Origin of the sequence: Pseudomonas sp. HD6515 (assembly GCF_024971855.1) — a bacterium.
GTDB classification, from domain to species: domain Bacteria; phylum Pseudomonadota; class Gammaproteobacteria; order Pseudomonadales; family Pseudomonadaceae; genus Aquipseudomonas; species Aquipseudomonas alloputida.
On record NZ_CP079828.1, the window covers coordinates 329,420 to 346,120 of the forward strand.

General features: G+C 57.3%; 18 protein-coding genes. 9 read left to right on the plus strand and 9 right to left on the minus strand.

What is annotated here, in order from left to right; translation table 11 throughout:
* Positions 1–58 precede the first annotated feature (58 nt).
* From KW568_RS30685 to KW568_RS30705, 5 genes are all read left to right on the plus strand, one after another.
* Positions 59–1,039, plus strand: a complete 981-nt coding sequence (locus tag KW568_RS30685) for an IS5-like element ISPa41 family transposase (RefSeq protein WP_023662985.1) — start codon at positions 59–61, stop codon at positions 1,037–1,039.
* A gap of 342 nt (positions 1,040–1,381) precedes the next feature.
* Positions 1,382–1,642 carry a membrane protein gene (locus KW568_RS30690; RefSeq protein WP_004577564.1) on the plus strand — a complete coding sequence of 87 codons (261 nt, stop codon included), beginning with the start codon at positions 1,382–1,384 and terminating at the stop codon, positions 1,640–1,642.
* A 44-nt stretch (positions 1,643–1,686) separates the two neighbouring features.
* Positions 1,687–2,523: a DUF692 domain-containing protein gene (locus KW568_RS30695; protein WP_003139536.1), complete on the plus strand. Its 837-nt coding sequence runs from the start codon at positions 1,687–1,689 to the stop codon at positions 2,521–2,523.
* Positions 2,520–3,311 carry a DNA-binding domain-containing protein gene (locus KW568_RS30700; RefSeq protein ID WP_004577565.1) on the plus strand — a complete coding sequence of 264 codons (792 nt, stop codon included), beginning with the start codon at positions 2,520–2,522 and terminating at the stop codon, positions 3,309–3,311. Before KW568_RS30695 ends, KW568_RS30700 begins: the two co-directional genes overlap by 4 nt.
* Before the next feature lie 51 nt (positions 3,312–3,362).
* Complete coding sequence (locus KW568_RS30705; RefSeq protein ID WP_003139538.1) at positions 3,363–3,677, plus strand: hypothetical protein; 315 nt, start codon at positions 3,363–3,365, stop codon at positions 3,675–3,677.
* A 19-nt stretch (positions 3,678–3,696) separates the two neighbouring features.
* On the opposite strand, the gene KW568_RS30710 is transcribed toward KW568_RS30705, so the two are convergent.
* Together KW568_RS30710 and KW568_RS30715 are read right to left on the minus strand one after the other, a co-directional pair.
* A complete protein-coding gene (locus tag KW568_RS30710; RefSeq protein WP_003139539.1) occupies positions 3,697–3,897 on the minus strand; it encodes a heavy-metal-associated domain-containing protein in 201 nt (66 codons plus the stop codon).
* 98 nt (positions 3,898–3,995) lie between these two features.
* Positions 3,996–5,423 (minus strand): UvrD-helicase domain-containing protein, encoded by a 1,428-nt coding sequence (locus KW568_RS30715; RefSeq protein WP_004577566.1) that lies wholly within the window; start codon positions 5,421–5,423, stop codon positions 3,996–3,998.
* 165 nt (positions 5,424–5,588) lie between these two features.
* Here KW568_RS30715 and KW568_RS30720 point away from each other — a divergent pair, with 165 nt between their 5' ends.
* Positions 5,589–6,785, plus strand: a complete 1,197-nt coding sequence (locus KW568_RS30720; protein ID WP_004575957.1) for an IS256 family transposase — start codon at positions 5,589–5,591, stop codon at positions 6,783–6,785.
* Here KW568_RS30720 and KW568_RS30725 read toward each other — a convergent pair.
* From KW568_RS30725 to KW568_RS30750, 6 genes are all read right to left on the minus strand, one after another.
* On the minus strand, positions 6,778–8,529 hold the full coding sequence (locus KW568_RS30725; protein WP_259539199.1) for an ATP-dependent endonuclease: 1,752 nt from the start codon (positions 8,527–8,529) through the stop codon (positions 6,778–6,780). The two genes, KW568_RS30720 and KW568_RS30725, sit on opposite strands and share 8 nt — an antisense overlap.
* 173 nt (positions 8,530–8,702) lie before the next feature.
* Positions 8,703–11,063, minus strand: coding sequence for a heavy metal translocating P-type ATPase (locus KW568_RS30730; protein ID WP_023662984.1), 2,361 nt, complete (start codon positions 11,061–11,063; stop codon positions 8,703–8,705).
* Between the two features lie 5 nt (positions 11,064–11,068).
* On the minus strand, positions 11,069–11,317 hold the full coding sequence (locus KW568_RS30735) for a DUF2933 domain-containing protein (protein WP_003246761.1): 249 nt from the start codon (positions 11,315–11,317) through the stop codon (positions 11,069–11,071).
* 79 nt (positions 11,318–11,396) lie between these two features.
* Positions 11,397–11,930 (minus strand): plastocyanin/azurin family copper-binding protein, encoded by a 534-nt coding sequence (locus tag KW568_RS30740; protein WP_004577569.1) that lies wholly within the window; start codon positions 11,928–11,930, stop codon positions 11,397–11,399.
* A gap of 147 nt (positions 11,931–12,077) precedes the next feature.
* On the minus strand, positions 12,078–12,635 hold the full coding sequence (locus KW568_RS30745) for a plastocyanin/azurin family copper-binding protein (protein ID WP_004577570.1): 558 nt from the start codon (positions 12,633–12,635) through the stop codon (positions 12,078–12,080).
* A 167-nt stretch (positions 12,636–12,802) separates the two neighbouring features.
* Entirely contained in the window at positions 12,803–13,162 is a 360-nt protein-coding gene (locus KW568_RS30750; protein ID WP_016487037.1) for a co-regulatory protein PtrA N-terminal domain-containing protein, read from the minus strand.
* A gap of 207 nt (positions 13,163–13,369) precedes the next feature.
* Here KW568_RS30750 and KW568_RS30755 point away from each other — a divergent pair, with 207 nt between their 5' ends.
* Both KW568_RS30755 and KW568_RS30760 read left to right on the plus strand, forming a co-directional pair.
* Positions 13,370–14,047 (plus strand): heavy metal response regulator transcription factor, encoded by a 678-nt coding sequence (locus KW568_RS30755; protein ID WP_004577572.1) that lies wholly within the window; start codon positions 13,370–13,372, stop codon positions 14,045–14,047.
* A gap of 2 nt (positions 14,048–14,049) precedes the next feature.
* On the plus strand, positions 14,050–15,426 hold the full coding sequence (locus KW568_RS30760; RefSeq protein ID WP_016487036.1) for a heavy metal sensor histidine kinase: 1,377 nt from the start codon (positions 14,050–14,052) through the stop codon (positions 15,424–15,426).
* Between the two features lie 36 nt (positions 15,427–15,462).
* Here KW568_RS30760 and KW568_RS30765 read toward each other — a convergent pair whose 3' ends face one another.
* Positions 15,463–16,077, minus strand: a complete 615-nt coding sequence (locus tag KW568_RS30765; protein ID WP_004374692.1) for a DUF6088 family protein — start codon at positions 16,075–16,077, stop codon at positions 15,463–15,465.
* Between the two features lie 315 nt (positions 16,078–16,392).
* On the opposite strand from KW568_RS30765, the gene KW568_RS30770 reads away from it, so the two are divergent.
* Positions 16,393–16,680 carry a hypothetical protein gene (locus tag KW568_RS30770; RefSeq protein WP_016487034.1) on the plus strand — a complete coding sequence of 96 codons (288 nt, stop codon included), beginning with the start codon at positions 16,393–16,395 and terminating at the stop codon, positions 16,678–16,680.
* Positions 16,681–16,701: the final 21 nt, after the last annotated feature.

Here is a 16,701-nt window from a genome sequence, read left to right on the forward strand (position 1 = left end):
TCTCCGAACAAGCCTTCAGTTATGCGAGAATCCCCGCAACACCTGATCCGAGCCGCCCATGAGCCAGATGAGCTTTTCCGACTTTGAGTACGCCGGCAAGCGCAAGCAAACCCGCCGAGAGCGCTTCCTCGCCGAAATGGATCAGGTGGTGCCCTGGGCAGGCCTGCTGGAGCTGATCGAACCGTTCTACCCCAAGGCCGGCGGCGGTAGCAAACCCTATCCTCTGGAAACCATGCTGCGCATCCATCTGTTGCAGAACTGGTTCTCCCTGAGCGACCCGGCCATGGAAGAAGCGCTCTACGAAATCACGCCCATGCGCCAGTTCGCACTCCTGACGCTGAGCGCGCCAATCCCCGAAGACACCACGATCATGAACTTCCGGCACTTGCTGGAGAAGCATCAGCTCGCACCGGCAATCCTTGCGGTCATCAATGGTTATCTGCAGGAAAAAGGCCTGTCGCTGCGCCAAGGCACCATCGTCGATGCCACCATTATTCATGCCCCCAGCTCGACCAAAAATAAAGAAGGCAAGCGTGATCCCGAGATGCACCAGACCAAGAAAGGCGGTCAGTATTTCTTCGGGATGAAGGCGCACATCGGTGCCGATGTCGAGTCCGGCCTGGTGCATCACGTCCATGGCACCGCTGCCAATGTGGCCGATGTCACGCAGGTGGCTGAACTGCTGCATGGCGAAGAAAACGCCGTGTATGCAGATGCCGGTTACACCGGTGTCGAAAGGCGCGAAGAGCATGAAAATCGGGGGGTGATCTGGCAGATTGCAGCGCGTCGCAGCACCTATTCCAAGCTGAACCAGCGCAGCGTACTGTACAAAGCCAAGCGCAAGATCGAGTTCTGCAAGGCTCAGACACGGGCCAAGGTCGAGCATCCGTTTCGCGTGATCAAGCGGCAGTTTGGTTACGTGAAAGTACGTTTTCGTGGGCTGATGAAAAACACGGCTCAGTTGACCACGCTGTTCGCCCTGGCAAACCTGTGGAGGGTTCGAAAACAGCTCATGGGTATGGGTGAGGTTCGCGTTTAACACGGAGAACCGGTCGAAAAAGCTCTCCGTACATGATTTTTCGGTCACTTTTCGTCCAATGACGCTGTAGGTGCCTGGAAAATTGCAACTTGCCGCGGCTGCACGACAAGTTGATCGGAGCATCCCTAAGAGGGCCTGTCAGCAACCTGAGCCGAACATTACAGTTCTGTCAGGTTGCTATTTCTTTCTTGTAGCCCATCCAGAAGGCTCGGTACTGTCTTTCATGCCCTCATAAAGCCTTGCGAATTTCTTGAGAGGGCATGCTCGGCAGCGATGCCTAAGCTACTCAGGGTCATTCGCACCCGCGGATAAGACCACCAACAATTAAGAGAGATTGTCACTATGTCGAATAAATCCAACGTCGCTACCGGTGCCGCTCTGGCTCTCGTGGCCGCCAGCCTGTTTGCTACCCTGCCTGTCCAGGCCGCCCAGGACACCAAAGCAGCTGAAGTGAAGTGCTTCGGCGTCAACGGTTGCAAGGGCCAGAACGACTGCATGACCGCCAAAAATGCCTGCAAAGGCCAGGGAGAATGTAAAGGCCAGGGTTTCAAGCTGATGACTCAGGCCAAGTGCGATGAGGCCGGTGGCAAGACCAGCGAATAATGCCGTTGCGGGGAGTGCCTGCCACTCCCCTGCTGGAGTCTTGAATGAGTAAGCGCAAAACACTGGGTTTCGGTCTTGGCCTTCGCAGTGAGTATTACCAGCAGATTCTTGAACAGCGACCTGCGGTCGACTGGTTTGAGATCATTTCCGAGAATTACCTGGTGGGCGGTGGCAAGGCCCTCTACTTTCTCGATGCGATTGGCGAGCAATACCCGTTGGTGATGCACGGAGTATCGCTGTCGATCGGCGGTTCGCATAACCTGGACATGGGCTACCTACGACAGCTCAAGCAACTGGCGGACCGGGTACAGCCCCAGTGGGTTTCCGACCACTTGTGCTGGAGTCGCGGCAACGCCCATCAACTCCACGACCTGCTGCCGCTGCCGTTTACCCAAGAAAGCCTGCTGCATGTCGCCGCGCGGGTGCGTCTAGTGCAGGATGTTCTGGAACGTCCCATTGTGCTGGAGAACGTTTCTTCTTACGTGCAGTGGAAGACGTCCAGCATGAGCGAATCGCAGTTTCTCTCGGAACTGAGTTTCCTGACCGGTTGCGAATTGCTCCTTGACGTGAACAACGTCTACGTCAGCGCACGAAATCAGGATTTCGACCCATGGCAGTTCATCTTGGAATTGCCGCACGAGCGGATTCGTCAAATTCACCTGGCCGGGCATAGCGATTACGGGCAATACCTCATCGACACCCACGACCAGCCCATCGCTGACCCGGTTTGGGCGCTCTACAGCAAGACTTTGAGCTACTTGGGTCCAACGTCGACGTTGATCGAGCGGGATGATCATTTTCCACCGTTCGAGGATCTGTTATCCGAGTTGGAGCATGCCCGAGCTATCGCCAATGGCGTGATATCGAGGGCAACCCTTTGAGCCTAAGCGCCTTACAGACTGCATTTGAAACTTACCTGACAGATGGTGCCCTGCCCTCCAACGAGCTTTTGGAGCAAGTCCGGGGTTGCACTGCGCTGAGTGCCCTCGAAGGCCTGCGGATCTACCATAACGCCTATCGCTCGCGCCTGCTGGCGGTGCTGCGCGAGGATTTCCCGGCGCTGCAGCAATGGCTGGGAGAACAGTCGTTCGAGCAACTCGCACTGGCCTATATCGCCGCCTGGCCACCGCGGCATTTCAGCATTCGCTGGCTGGGTGAAAAGCTGCCCGAGTTCATTCGCAGCTACATTGCGGAACCTCAACTTTCACCGATGCGCGAACTCGCGGAGCTGGAGTGGGCTTTTACACTGGCTTTCGATGCTCAGGATGTCGAAGCGCTTTCACTGCAGGCCATCAGTGAGTTTTCGGCTGAAGACTGGGTTTCATTCAGGGTTTCCCTGACTCCATCTGCCAGATGGCTGCGATTGCAGTACAACACCCTGGCGCTGTGGAAGGCTGCCAAGTCTGGGGATCTGCTTCCCGTTGCCACCCAACCAGCCGGGAATCGAGACTGTCTGGTCTGGCGTCATAACCTCGTATGCCATTACCGAAGCCTGGAGCCAGAAGAGGCGTCAGCATTGCGGTTTTTCGTCGAGGGTGGATCGTTCGCCGAACTCTGCGAGTCATTGAGCGCAACACATGGAGAGCAAGCCCCCCTGCAGGCCGCAACTTGGTTGAAATTGTGGGTCAACGAAGGTTTGCTAAAGCTCAGGGCAACTATTCACGAATGACCCGGAACCTATAGGCTAGCGGCTTCTCTTTGGCCACTCCCGAGCGCGTCTATGACACACCGCATCATTCATTTCAAACAGCAAGCCTTGCTGGACCCAGAGACTTACCAGGCGATGCTGGCCGACGGCGTCGGTCATTGGGAGGCGCTTGTAGGAAAAGTCGTCGGAATAGAAGACGAGAAAAGCCACGAGTTCGCCGCATTGAAAAGCCTGTTCAAGCGAAAGCGCTACTCCTATGACACGCTGGAAATGCGCGAGCCAGGCGATCACTCAAACTGGCTTCGCGGCCGAGATGGGGATGAAGGTATTACTAACGAGGTCACCAGTATTCACGGGCTGAAAGAGCTCTCAGAACTGGAGATTTAGTCGGTCGGCAGGCCAGCGCTCAAGCGCTGACCTGGGCCGCATAACCAAGCTCCTGGATCAGCTCGCGGATCGATTCGGCACTTTCTGTGCTCTCTACAGTGACCTTGCCGGCTGCCCGATCCACCTCTACGCGTGCGTCCTGATCCAGCGTCTGGATGGCCTTCGTGATTTTGCTGACACAACTGCCACAACCCATACCCGAAACATTCAGGCTGAACATCTCTCTCACCTCATTTCGTCCGCGGCTCAAGTTACCGCACAGACAGCATCGACCTTGACACGATGGCAAGGTCAAGTGCGCAAACGCAACAGTAAGGCTCAGCCGTTGTTCACAGGCATCAGGATGGGGTTCGATGAACACACCACTACGTGCCTTGCGCCCCTCGTAAGGGCGACATACAGATTCTGAGCGGTCATAAGTTCAGGATGCAGAACAACCGAGACATCCGCCTCGAGCCCCTTGAGAAGTAATGTGCTGCCTACCGAGCGTCTTGCGATGGGGCGGGCAAGGTGTCGATTGCGTTCTCGCGCTTGAATGGCTGCACTCAGAAAGTCGGCTGTACCTCCCGCCACAGCTTGCATAGCGGACCGGCAGCAGTGCAGAACTTCCGGTCGGTACACCCGTGCCCCCGGCTGTTCGGCGAGGGCGTTGAGCACAAGGAGTGCTCGCTGCGGTGTTGGCTCCCCGACGAATGCGACGGCCTCGGCCTCGGCTGGGGTCGGTGGCGTTCGGGCACGTCCTGTGCGCAGAGACTCCACACGCGTTCGCAGGTTTGCTGCACCTACCCCCGTCATCACGCTTGAAGCAAATTCCGCAAGTTGTGCCAGAGCATTGGCACCCTGCAGGTTAAAGTTCCTGGCGAAGTTGACGAGGTCCCTTAGGTCGACGGCTTCGACGGCCATGGCGCCGGGTGTCTGGCTCGTGAGCTGATGGCGACCTTGCACGTTGATGGAGTCCCCGATGATGAGGACGCTGCCCCGAGCGTTGGGTGACTCGGTTCTAGCGGCCACCAGCCGCTGCTGGACTTCGGTCCCGGCGTTGAGCTGCACCCAGCGCACTTCTGCCGGAGCCGTGCGCAGATCCACCGGCTGGCCAACTTGAAGTTGCTGCCGTATGGCGAGTAGCCACTGCCCAAGGTTCTCAGCTCCGGCCAGCCGCCAGCGCCAGGGTATCCTCAGCTCTCCTGCCGCGGGGAACAGGGGCTGCACCTCATTCGCCCAATGCACCAGTCGATTGCCACGAAAGTCGAAGATGGCTTGCATTGGGTCACCGAGCACGCAGGTCGGTAGCACCCGGGCCAAACCTGACACGATGGCGTGCTGGACGACGTTGCAGTCCTGGTATTCGTCGACAAGCAAGCGCGCGTAAGTGGCACGGAGAGGCTGAGCAAGGTGGCCTGCCTGCAGTAACAGCATGGCGGCGTGCCGAATTGCAGGGTAGTCGGTGTTGGGCTGGTGGAGCTGTAAGATCTGTGGGTTATGGCCGCTTCGCGCTGGGAACTTAGCGATGAGGCGCATCGAGAATCCATCAATGGTGGAGACTCGATATGCGGAGTTAGGAACGCCGGCTCGTCTCAGGCGTGCCCGTAAGGCCGCAACGCCTGCGTTCGTGTGCGTTAGTACGAGTATGGGTTTGCTCTGCCTATGCGCGATGAGCGTCTCGGCAATCAATTGCGTTTTTCCACAACCTGCGGGGGCTGTTATGGAGCCACGCTCGATAGCGAAAAGATCGATCTCAAGGGGCACTTGTAAACGTCCAGAGCTGATTCGTGACTGCCATGAAGGATCGTGTCCCGGGAAGTGGTGTAACTGAACCAGCCGAAGGCGCCCTGCGGGCGAAAGAGGATGGTCATCGTGGTTCTTGGCTAACGTTGAGTTTGCGAAGACCAAACACTCACCAGAGAAACCACGATGACCAAGCCCACTATCGCATTGACCGAGTTGGTTGAGAAAGGGGCAGACGCTGATCTGCTCAAGCAAATGATCCAGTTCGTTGCCCAGCGCATGATGGAGTTCGACGTCGAAGGCCTGTGCGGCGCGGGCTTCGATGTCAAAAGCCCAGACCGGACAAATAGCCGTAATGGCTACCGCGATCGTCTTTGGCAAACCCGCGCAGGCGACGTCGACCTTAAGATTCCCAAGCTGCGCCAAGGCAGCTATTTCCCTGGTTTCCTTGAACCTCGACGCACCGCTGAGAAAGCCATGGCGGCAGTCATCCAGGAGGCCTACATCCAAGGCGTTTCAACACGCTCAGTGGACGAGCTGGTCAAAGCCATGGGCATGACCGGCATCTCCAAAAGCCAGGTCTCACGGCTAGCTGGTGAGATCGATGAGCGCGTTCACGCCTTCCTTGACCGCCCGCTTGAGGGCGACTGGCCCTATCTCTGGATCGATGCCACCTACGTCAAAGTGCGGGAGGCCGGACGCATCGTCTCGGTCGCCGTAATAATCGCCGTGGCCGTGAACACCGACGGTGGCCGCGAAGTCCTGGGCATGCGGGTTGGGCCGTCAGAGGCTGAGCCGTTCTGGACAGACTTCCTGCGCAGCCTCACGCGACGTGGCTTGCGGGGCGTGAAACTGGTCATCTCCGACGCCCACGAAGGGCTCAAGGCGGCTGTTTCCAAGGTCTTCAACGCGACCTGGCAGCGCTGCCGTGTGCATTTCATGCGTAATGCCATGGCCCACGTCGGCAAAGGTCAGCGCACCATGGTGGCGGCCCTACTGCGCACAGTCTTCGCCCAGGACAGCCGTGCCGAATGCCATCAGCAATGGCGTTTGGTCGCTGATCAGCTACGCGAAAAATACCCCAAGATCGCGACACTCATGGACGGCTGCGAGGATGAAGTGCTGGCTCACATGGCGTTTCCAAAAGCGCACCGACAGCAATTACACAGCACCAATCCACTGGAGCGGCTTAACGCGGAGATCAAACGCCGCACCGACGTCGTAGGCATCTTTCCCAACGATCCTGCAATCACACGGCTGGTAGGCGCGATGCTGCTGGAGCAGAACGACGAGTGGTGCCTGCAACGGCGTTACATGCAGTTGGAGGCCTTTGAGGCAGTCAGCGATAATCCACAGGCCAAGCTGTCGGCCGTGATCAACTAAACGGCGAACTCAGCGGCCAGAACCATGATGAGTTACACCACTTCCCGGGACACGATCCCATGAAGCCCTGGTCGGCGTTCTGTAGAGACGGGCCGACGATGTCCCTTGCAACCTCCTGATAGGTTGTCAACGACTTGAACCACCCGCTGTTGCGGATACGAGATGCAGCTCCCAAAAGCTCTCGCGTCGCGGGCAAGTAGCCCTGAATAAGTCTTTCAGCTTTGATGTCATGTAGTGTCATACGTCCTTGGGACTTCGTCTGGATGTGCGCATTCATCAGCTCTGCACCCACTATTGTTTCGGCTTTCGCCAGAAGTGCATCGAGTGCTTGGTCACTGAGATGGCGGAAGATCTCGTCCTCCAGAGTGAGACCTGGTCGCCATGTCAGAATTTGTCCGCCTGCGGCCAAGAATGCTTCAGGTAGCCCTGCGGTCGAAGGTTTGTCGGCGTCTACAAAAACCATCACGCGATAGCCTAGGTTCTGAAGTGCCGTTCCGCGGATAAGACTGTTATCGGGACTTCCCCCGCCGGCGTCCACATAAGCGCCACCATGAGCCAGGAATGAGGTAGCGCCAAGGCTGCCCCACCATTGGTCAAGGCCACGCGCGAAGCCAACCTCGCTGGCACCCTCGCAAACGATAATGGATTTGGCGAGGAATGCCTCTGGGTCCTTCCGAAGGGTACTTTGTACTTCGTTGGCCTCCCCTGCCGCCATAACGCTGTGGCGTTGAGGCCCAGACCGAACAACGAATAACTGGCTGCCGGACAATTCGCGCAGCGCGACCGGTGAGTGAGTCGTCATGAAGACCTGCAGCGGAGCGGCAGCGTCCTTTGCGCCCAGGGAGTCCAGGAATCGCATGAGCCGATGAGGTTCAAGCCCATATTCCACCTCATCGACAAGAGCAATTGGCGCGGCGCTAGCTGCAGCTCTTTGCAACCCTGCCACTAGCAATCGCGACGAGCCCGTGCCAAGGGAGCGAAGGGGAATGCCTGTGTCGCTGTGCAGCGCGATCGCACCCTCGCCAATCGACACAGAATGTGCGTCAAGGAGTGCTTGTGGCATCGCTCCAACCGAAACCCCAAGATGCTGAGCCGTGCGTTGCACCACCTCAAGCGTCTGAGTTAGATGTCCGACGGCTTGATTGCCAAAGTTCGCTCTTGCTTGCCTCGCGGCGCGCGCAAGTTCGGCACCTAGCTCTGCACGCTCGTCAGTAAGTCGATTGAGCACTGAGCCACGACTCCACGACAAGTTCGAACTCGCAAAGCTGCCGATACGGGCGGGTGCTAGTGCCGCTCGTTCCTTCCAGGGAAGAGTGCGTTCGAGTTGCTGCTGCTCCGCACGCTCAGAAAAAAGTGTCCAGGTAGGTTCCAAATCGGCACCAACTTGCAGAAGCAAGGTGATAACGGTCTCCAGCCCCGCTCGCGGTTCGTCTTCGACTTCTCCCGTTCCTGGATTGAATCCACGCAAGAACTCGCCGTAAACATCGATATCCATCAGCGATACCTGCAAATCGCCAAGCGTCACACTGATGGTGATGGGTGTTTCGACGTTCAGAGCGAAGAAGTCCATGTCGCCGAACGTGCCGCCCCGGCGGGCACCGACGCAAAGGTCAATCGCATCTAGAATGCTGGACTTTCCACTATCGCCAGGACCTATGAGGCAGTTAATTCCTGGGGCCGGCACCCAGTCGAGCGCCTGGATAGATCGGAAGTTGCTGATAATCAGTCTGCGAATGCGGGCCACCGAGAGTCCTCATGGGTTAACGACGACCAGTCTCCTACCCGCAGCGGCAACAGTCCATCGAACGTCACCTCGTCACTATGTGTTGCGACAGATAGGTCGGACCGGAAACTACCGTACGGCATTTTCCGGTCAGATGCGCTTCTGAATAATCACCTGGTCGGTGGTATGGAAGCCTATCCGATGTCCGTTGATTTCAACCTCAGAGCATTGAAGACCACCGACGCCGAGCTGACACTCATCGCCAGCGCAGCAATCAAGGGCGACAGAAGATGCCCCGTCAGCGGGTACAGCAGCCCCGCTGCTAGCGGGATTCCCATCGCGTTGTAGAGGAACGCAAAGGCGAGGTTCTGCCTCATGTTTTTCACGGTTGCCACTGACAGGGTGCGCGCTCGCAGGATGCCCATCAGATCTCCCTTGACCAGCGTCACTTGGGCGCTGTTCATCGCCACATCGGTACCGGTGCCCATGGCGATACCTACGTCAGACCTGGCCAGGGCGGGCGCATCGTTGATGCCGTCACCCGCCATGGCGACACGACGGCCATAGCCCTGCAAATCGGCGACCAGTTTCTCCTTATCCTGCGGTTTGACCTCACCATGCACTTCCTCGATTCCGAGCTGCTTCGCCACGGCTCTTGCTGTGGTGAGGCCATCACCAGTGGCCATGATGACCTTTACGTCTTCGCTTTGAAGCTTGGAGACAGCCTGTTGAGAAGTAGGCTTGATCGGATCGGAAACGGCCAGGAGTCCCGCCAGGCGACCATCAACGGCCAAATAGATGATGCTGATGCCTTCCAGACGCAGTTGCTCGGCGCGATTGCGCAGCGGGGTAATATCGACGCCCGCCTCGTCCATCAGTGCGGTGTTGCCGAGCTGCAGCTGATGGCCATCGACCTGACCGCGCACGCCAATACCCGAGCCCGACTCGAAAGTGTCCGGCTTGACCAGTGCAATGCCTTGACCCCGCGCATGATCGACGATGGCATGAGCCAGCGGGTGCTCACTACCCTGGTCGAGACTGGCAGCCAGGCGCAGCACTTCATTGGAGTCGTAACCGCCTGTCCCTTCCGCACTATGGAATACGGGGCACCCCTCAGTCAGGGTTCCGGTCTTGTCGACGATGAGCGTGTCGATCTTGCATAGATTTTCGATGGCGCTGGCATCGCGGAACAACACACCGCTGCTAGCGGCCTTGCCAGTCGCAACCATGACGGACATCGGGGTTGCCAGACCCAGGGCGCAGGGACACGCAATGATCAGCACCGCCACCGCATTGATCAGGCCAAATACCCAGCCAGATTCCGGCCCGAACAGCCCCCAGCCGAAGAAGGTCAGAATCGCGATCAGGATCACCCCGACCACGAAATACCCCGCAACGGCATCGGCCATACGCTGCATGGGTGCCTTAGAGCGCTGGGCCTTGGCCACCATCAGCACGATCTGCGACAGCATGGTTTCGGCACCGACTTTCTGCGCCTCCATAACTAGGCTGCCGTGGGTGTTTAGGGTGGCACCGATAAGGGCATCCCCTGCCCGTTTGGTCACGGGTAACGGTTCTCCAGTAAGCATCGATTCGTCGACTGCGCTCTCACCCTCCAGCACAGTGCCATCTACAGGAACCTTCTCGCCTGGCCGGACACGCAGATGATCGCCCTGATGGACATGGGTTAGAGGAATGTCCTCTTCTACTCCATCGGGCATGATGCGCCGCGCTGTCTTTGGTGCCAGTCCCAGCAGCGATTTGATAGCTGCGGACGTCTGCGAGCGGGCCTTTAGTTCGAGCATTTGGCCCAACAGCGTGAGTGAGATAATCACCGCGGCTGCTTCAAAATAGACGCCGATACGTCCGTCCTGGACAAAGGCCGCCGGAAACGACTGCGGAACCAAGGTAGCGGCCACGCTGTAGAGGTAGGCAGCTGCAGTTCCCAATCCGATCAGCGTCCACATGTTGGGGCTGCGGTGCCGGATGGAGTCAATGCCGCGGGCGAAGAACACCCAGCCACCCCATAGCGTCACGGGCGTCGCCAGAGCCAGCTCGACCCAGTTCTGGGTCGTGCCATGAAACAGTTGCAAGGAATGGCCAGCCATCGCCAGCACGGTCACGATGACGGTCAGCGGTAGGGTCCACCAGAATCGCCGAGAGAAGTCCTTCAGCTCCGGGTTTTCCTCCTCTTCCAGCTCCGGGATGACAGGCTCCAGCGTCATGCCACAGATCGGGCAGTTGCCAGGGGTCGGTTGGCGAATCTCTGGATGCATCGGACAGGTATATGCGGCTCCTTCTGGTGCCGATATCGTAGGGTGACTCGTATGCTGATGTGCTTCATGAGACGAGTGGCCCATGTACGAGTGGGGATCAATTTGAAACTTCTGCAGGCATTTGGCACTGCAGAAGCGATAGGTCTTCCCTTCAACGCTCTCGCGGTATGGGCTATCAGATTTCACCTCCATGCCACACACCGGGTCGCGCTGGCTCTCGGAGTGGGCGTGCGAGTTATGTGAATGATCCTGGTCATGATGGCAGGAGGTCTTTTGCATGCGATCTATGTCCTTTCTTCGTCCTTGGAAACAGCGGTGCTGCTGGAGTGGGAGTGCCCGCCGTGATTGTGGCCAAACAGATGCATCAGCGGGCATAGCAGCAGGATGAGGTACGGCAGGGCCTGCGAAAGATGACCGTAATGCTCACGCGCTACATAGAAGATGCCGATTACGGCCAGCATGATCAGCGCAATGCCAATCTTGCTCTTCCAAAAAGGCGGCTCAGTGGTACTGGTGTGATGGGTATGGTCCACGACAATAGCCTCGTTTCAATGGCGGCCGGATCAGTATAGGTGTCTCAGACTGGACGGAGTTGGCGAGTATCAATAAACGTCAGCGTACGGTCACCTTACCGACCATTCCCGACTGATAATGTCCTGGAATATTGCAGGCGAACTCCAGTTCGGTGGCGGCGGAGAAGGTCCAGATCAACTCTTCGCTTGCTCCAGGTCCGACAAGAACACTGTTGGGGTCATCGTGTTCCATACCGACCATCTTCATGCCGCCCATGGCATGGCCCATATTGCTCATGTCATGCACACCTGTAGGGGACAGCGTGCCGTTCTGAAACATCGCGGCCATCTCTTTCTGGTGCGCGGCATGGGATGCCGCTTTGCCAAGATTGAATTCGTGTAGCAGTGCACCGTCATTTTTCAGGACGAAGCGAACTGTCTCGCCTGCTTTGATCTCCATTGCTTTGGGTTCGAAGAAGATGTCCCCCATCCGGACTTCGATGGTGCGATCTACTGCCTGACCGTCTCCCGGTTGCCCAATACTGTCTTTCTTGTGGCCCGGGCTGGCCAGCGCATTGGCAGCACTGAGCAGCAAGCCAAGGGTGGTGATTATGAAAGCGGGTCTGAGTTTCATGGTGTGCCTCTGAGGTGTTGAGGAGGGATGAGTCCCGATGCTAATGAGGTGCAGCTGGCGGTACGCTGACGTGAAAACTACATCGCAGTAAGGTTCGTCAAATCGGTGCTACCCAGCTCGCGGCCAACGGGTAGCACCGGTGCCGGACTAACGCAGAGCAAACTCACCGACCATCCCCGCCTGGTAATGCCCAGGCAATGTACAGGCGAAGCTCAAACTGCCCGCCTTAGGGAAGGTCCACACGAACTCTTTGGTTGTGCCGGGCTCGACGAGAACCGCGTTCGGGTCGTCATGCTTGGCTTTGATGACTTTCGGATAGCCTGGAGGGTTGGAGTCTCCCGTGCCATAACGCTCATGCCAGACAATGCGCTCGGCCATGCCGGTCGGGGTCAGTGTGCCGTCCTTGAACAAGGACGCCATCTTGCGCTGGTGCTCCAGCTGGGACGCTGCCTGCCCGATGTTGAACTCGTGCATCAACGCGCCCTCGTTCTTCAGAACGAAGCGCACGGTTTCACCTGGCTTCACATCGATCGTTTTCTGGCTGTAGTTGATGTCGTCCATCTTTACCAAGATGGTACGAGTCGCTGGCGTCGCCTGGGCCTGCTGCCCAATGCCATTGCTACTGCCGCCGGCCTCGGCAAATGCCGGAAAAGTGGTGCTGATGAACAGAGTGCTGATCAGCAGCTTAAGGGGTATGCGTTTCATGGTGAGACCTCGCGATGGATGCTGGAAATCTCATGCTATTCCCCGCTTGCTGCCAGGCCGCTGACCCCAAAACTACAATTGCGTCAGCTGGGAAAAAGCACGGCGCCATAAAGGCGCCGCTAGGCCAAAGGAGCAATCACGAAAGGCCTGGAAGATGGGGGAAATCTTTACTGATGGCATTCCTTGTCGGCCATCATCAGCTTGTGCTCTCGAATCATTTGACCCAGCACGTCGTCTACCAGCTTGTCATGCTTTTCCATCCAGGCTAGATGCTCTTCGGCTGACATGTCTGGCGCGGGATGTTCGTTGTGCAGCTGGCTCATGATCTCTTCGAGCATGTTCATATGCTCCTTCATGTGCACATGCCGCTCGCCGACCGGGGCCTTCTCCGCCTGGATCAGCACGGCTTCTGCTTTGTCGCGCATCTGCTGGATGCGCTCGAATACACGGTCGCTGCCCCCTTCGGCCCAAGCCATAGAAGACAGCAGTAGCGAACCAACCAGAAGCAAAGGTTTCAGCGATTTCATAGGGCAGTCTCCATCAGTGCAAACTATGGCCGGCACCTCTGCTTTTGGTCTGTCGAGGGCCGAGAGCACAACCTAATGCTCATGCTAGCACCCTAGACAAGCCACCCTGTCAGAGACCTGAAGTCAGAATTACATTTTCGTAAGCTTCTGGTTGGGGCCGCGGTTTGCCTGCAAACTCAGGCCACCCGATTTTTGGAGTCTGCTCGCATGAAACTACTGGTAGCTGAAGATGAACCCAAAACCGGTGCATACCTGCAGCAAGGCCTGAGTGAAGCGGGCTTCAATGTCGATCGGGTTATGACCGGTACAGATGCTCTACAGCACGCGCTGAGTGAGTCCTATGACCTCCTGATCCTGGATGTGATGATGCCTGGGCTGGACGGGTGGGAAGTGCTGCGCATGGTGCGCGCCGCAGGAAAAGACGTTCCCGTATTGTTCTTGACGGCACGCGATGGTGTGGAGGACCGCGTTAAAGGGTTGGAGCTAGGTGCGGACGACTACCTAATCAAGCCATTTGCTTTTTCAGAACTTCTGGCCAGGGTCAGAACGCTGCTGCGTAGAGGCAATGGCTCACCCACGCAAACAACGATGAAAATTGCCGATCTGGAAGTCGATCTGATGAAGCGGCGTGCGATCCGTGGCGGGAAAAGAATTGACCTGACCGCGAAGGAGTTTTCACTGCTGGAACTGCTACTGCGCCGGCGCGGCGAGGTGCTCCCGAAGTCGCTGATTGCCTCTCAGGTTTGGGACATGAATTTCGACAGCGACACCAATGTCATTGAGGTTGCGGTACGCCGGCTACGCGCAAAAATCGATGACGATTTCGATCTCAAGCTGATTCATACCGCCCGCGGCATGGGATACATGATGGATGCGCCGGAGTGAATATGAAGCACCTTTCGCTGACAGCACGCATGAGCCTGATGTTCATGTCCGCGGTAATTGCAGTCCTGACGGTAGCAGGGCTGAGTTTCAATATGCTCAGCCAGCACCACTTCAAGATGCTGGATCGGCAGGCCCTGGTGGAGAAACTCGAATCCGCCAAACATATCCTCAACAATGCTCGCGGTGAAGCGAGCCTTTCGGAAGAATTACCGCAGTTGCGAGCCTTGCTGGGAGCCCATCAGGATCTGGCGGCCACTATCCTGGCCAGTGACGGTTCTGTACTGTTCTCCGACCCCAGAGCAGTCGAAGTACCAGAGCGTTTCAGACGTGAAAATGAGCAGAGCATGTGGGAGTGGCAGAACGGCCAACACATGTACCGCGGCATGACGGCGCAAATCTCGGTAGCCGATCAGGCTGAGCCGCTCACAGCTTTGCTGATTCTTGACGTCACCAATCACACACACTTTTTCGACACGCTGCAACGATGGTTCTGGATTGGATTGGTCATCAGTGCCCTGTTCAGTGCCGCGCTCGGCTGGGTGGTTGCTCGCAGCGGCCTTAGGCCTCTGCGGCAAGTCACTCATGTGGCCTCCGGGATGTCCGCTCGCTCGTTACAGGAACGAATCCCTCTCGAACCAGTGCCGCGGGAACTTCAGCAACTGGTTCTATCCTTCAATGCGATGTTGGCTCGGCTAGAGGATGCCTTCGTTAGGCTCTCCAATTTTTCGGCCGACATTGCCCACGAGCTACGCACGCCCGTTAGCAACCTGATGACCCACACCGAGGTCGTGCTGAGCAAGAAACGCGATATCAATGCCTATGAAGAGAATCTCTACTCCAACCTGGAGGACTTGAAGCGCATGTCTCGGATGATTGATGACATGCTTTTCTTGGCCAAGGCTGATAATGGCCTGATCATCCCCGAGCAGGCCAGGATCGAACTGGCTGACGTAGTCTTCAAGCTGTTTGACTACTACCACCTTCTGGCCGAAGAACATGGCATTGAACTATCGCTCACAGGCACAGGCCAAGTGCTGGGAGATCGGCTGATGCTTGATCGTGCACTTTCCAACTTGCTGTCCAATGCACTGCGCTACACGCCGGTGGGACATACAATTTCGGTTTTGATCCGCGAGACAGCGGACTCCACAACCTTCAGCATCGAGAACCCAGGGGACACAATTAGCTCAGAGCATTTAGAGAAGCTCTTCGACCGCTTTTACCGGGTCGACCCCGCTCGGCGGGAGGGAAGCCCGAGCAACGCCGGGCTCGGACTTGCCATCACCCGATCCATCATTGAGGCTCACAAAGGCCGCATCTGGTGCACCTCAGCCGCCGGCCTCACGGGCTTTCACATCGAATTGCCCCATTCCAGATGATGCCGATCTGGCGGTAAGTAGGCTACAGCTAAACCGCTAGCCCAACTTGACAGGGTGGGTGCAACTCGACTGAGCGCAGATTGCATTCGCCATCCAGATAGGTAACGAGCGGTGAGCTGACACCAGATCACCCCATTCGCTCTCGGGTAGTAGTTTATGAAGTTTGAAAACGGCATACCCCACGCTTGCCTCGCCAATCCAATCCAATGCTCGAATGGCTTCCCCCGCTCCAGTAGCGCCTAGAGCCATCAACCATCGAGGCGCATACCGAATCGACACGGTGGTCTTGCCTACCTGAAGCTCCCTAGAGCGTCCGTCGGTTAGAAAGACATAGCGAACTGGAACCTGTGTGCTCAGCCCTAATTTATTCGCGGCACGAGCCCCGTGGTCGACCAGCACTTCACCCAGCGCATTAGCCAGCGAGTGGACAACCTTCTCCGGTGCCGGCGGGCGCACGCCGAACCGAGTTTCGACTGCGGCAACATAAATGCCCCGAGCAACGCGAAACAGCTTTCCACCTTCGACCAGGCGAGAGAGTCCTCGCTGCACAGCATGGCGAGAACCATGATGCAGGAATCTGCTAGGTGTCAGAACCTCACCTTCTGGAAGCTGTTGAATGATGTCCAGGATTTTCTCGGGAAGAGCCTTCATTGTCCTGTCAAACCTCGTGAGTGGCCCTGCCAAGAACCACCAGAGGTGGCGACCATCTCATGCGGGACACATCATCGAACAATAGACCTGGTGCTTGGCTCCGTCCTGTGAGTACAGGCAATCTCTGTGCGAGTAGGTCTGGCCTGATGCCGTTTGGAAGTCGTAGCCCAAGACTCGTTCGTCCCGGTCATAGACCCTTATCAGCTCGGTCAGCTTCTCCATCGTCCAGTCATTGGATCCATTCAGCCTCGCAGGCAGTACAACCTGGACTGCCTCGACCAGCGTTCCCTCAGCGCGTCTTTGTAGCATGAACACTTGACCATTTCACTCAACGCGGGCGAATGGGAAGAGAAAAAACTAACGCCTTACCAGGTGGTCGTCCTTTGGAGCGAGTGGTCAGCAGCTGCCCGCGGGCGACTGAAAAATGAGCTGGAAATAGCCCGGCAAGAGAACATAAAAGCCAAAAAAGACAAGCAGGCATCCCGCAGTTACCTCTTCTTTGTGGGTGCCCAGGATGCCAAGAACCCTGCAATTTTCCATGTGCTGGATCATCGACTCATTTGCACCGCACATGACGAGCTGGTGTTCCCAGTGCGCAGCTAGGTGCAGATCGGGGCCGCGGAA

Bases quoted from the DNA above. Each gene is read 5' to 3' on its own strand.
- KW568_RS30685 (WP_023662985.1), top strand. From the start codon at position 59: ATGAGCCAGATGAGCTTTTCCGACTTTGAGTACGCCGGCAAGCGCAAG.
- KW568_RS30690 (WP_004577564.1), top strand. From the start codon at position 1,382: ATGTCGAATAAATCCAACGTCGCTACCGGTGCCGCTCTGGCTCTCGTG.
- KW568_RS30695 (WP_003139536.1), top strand. From the start codon at position 1,687: ATGAGTAAGCGCAAAACACTGGGTTTCGGTCTTGGCCTTCGCAGTGAG.
- KW568_RS30705 (WP_003139538.1), top strand. From the start codon at position 3,363: ATGACACACCGCATCATTCATTTCAAACAGCAAGCCTTGCTGGACCCA.
- KW568_RS30710 (WP_003139539.1), bottom strand. From the start codon at position 3,897: ATGTTCAGCCTGAATGTTTCGGGTATGGGTTGTGGCAGTTGTGTCAGC.
- KW568_RS30720 (WP_004575957.1), top strand. From the start codon at position 5,589: ATGACCAAGCCCACTATCGCATTGACCGAGTTGGTTGAGAAAGGGGCA.
- KW568_RS30730 (WP_023662984.1), bottom strand. From the start codon at position 11,063: ATGCAAAAGACCTCCTGCCATCATGACCAGGATCATTCACATAACTCG.
- KW568_RS30740 (WP_004577569.1), bottom strand. From the start codon at position 11,930: ATGAAACTCAGACCCGCTTTCATAATCACCACCCTTGGCTTGCTGCTC.
- KW568_RS30745 (WP_004577570.1), bottom strand. From the start codon at position 12,635: ATGAAACGCATACCCCTTAAGCTGCTGATCAGCACTCTGTTCATCAGC.
- KW568_RS30750 (WP_016487037.1), bottom strand. From the start codon at position 13,162: ATGAAATCGCTGAAACCTTTGCTTCTGGTTGGTTCGCTACTGCTGTCT.
- KW568_RS30755 (WP_004577572.1), top strand. From the start codon at position 13,370: ATGAAACTACTGGTAGCTGAAGATGAACCCAAAACCGGTGCATACCTG.
- KW568_RS30760 (WP_016487036.1), top strand. From the start codon at position 14,050: ATGAAGCACCTTTCGCTGACAGCACGCATGAGCCTGATGTTCATGTCC.
- KW568_RS30765 (WP_004374692.1), bottom strand. From the start codon at position 16,077: ATGAAGGCTCTTCCCGAGAAAATCCTGGACATCATTCAACAGCTTCCA.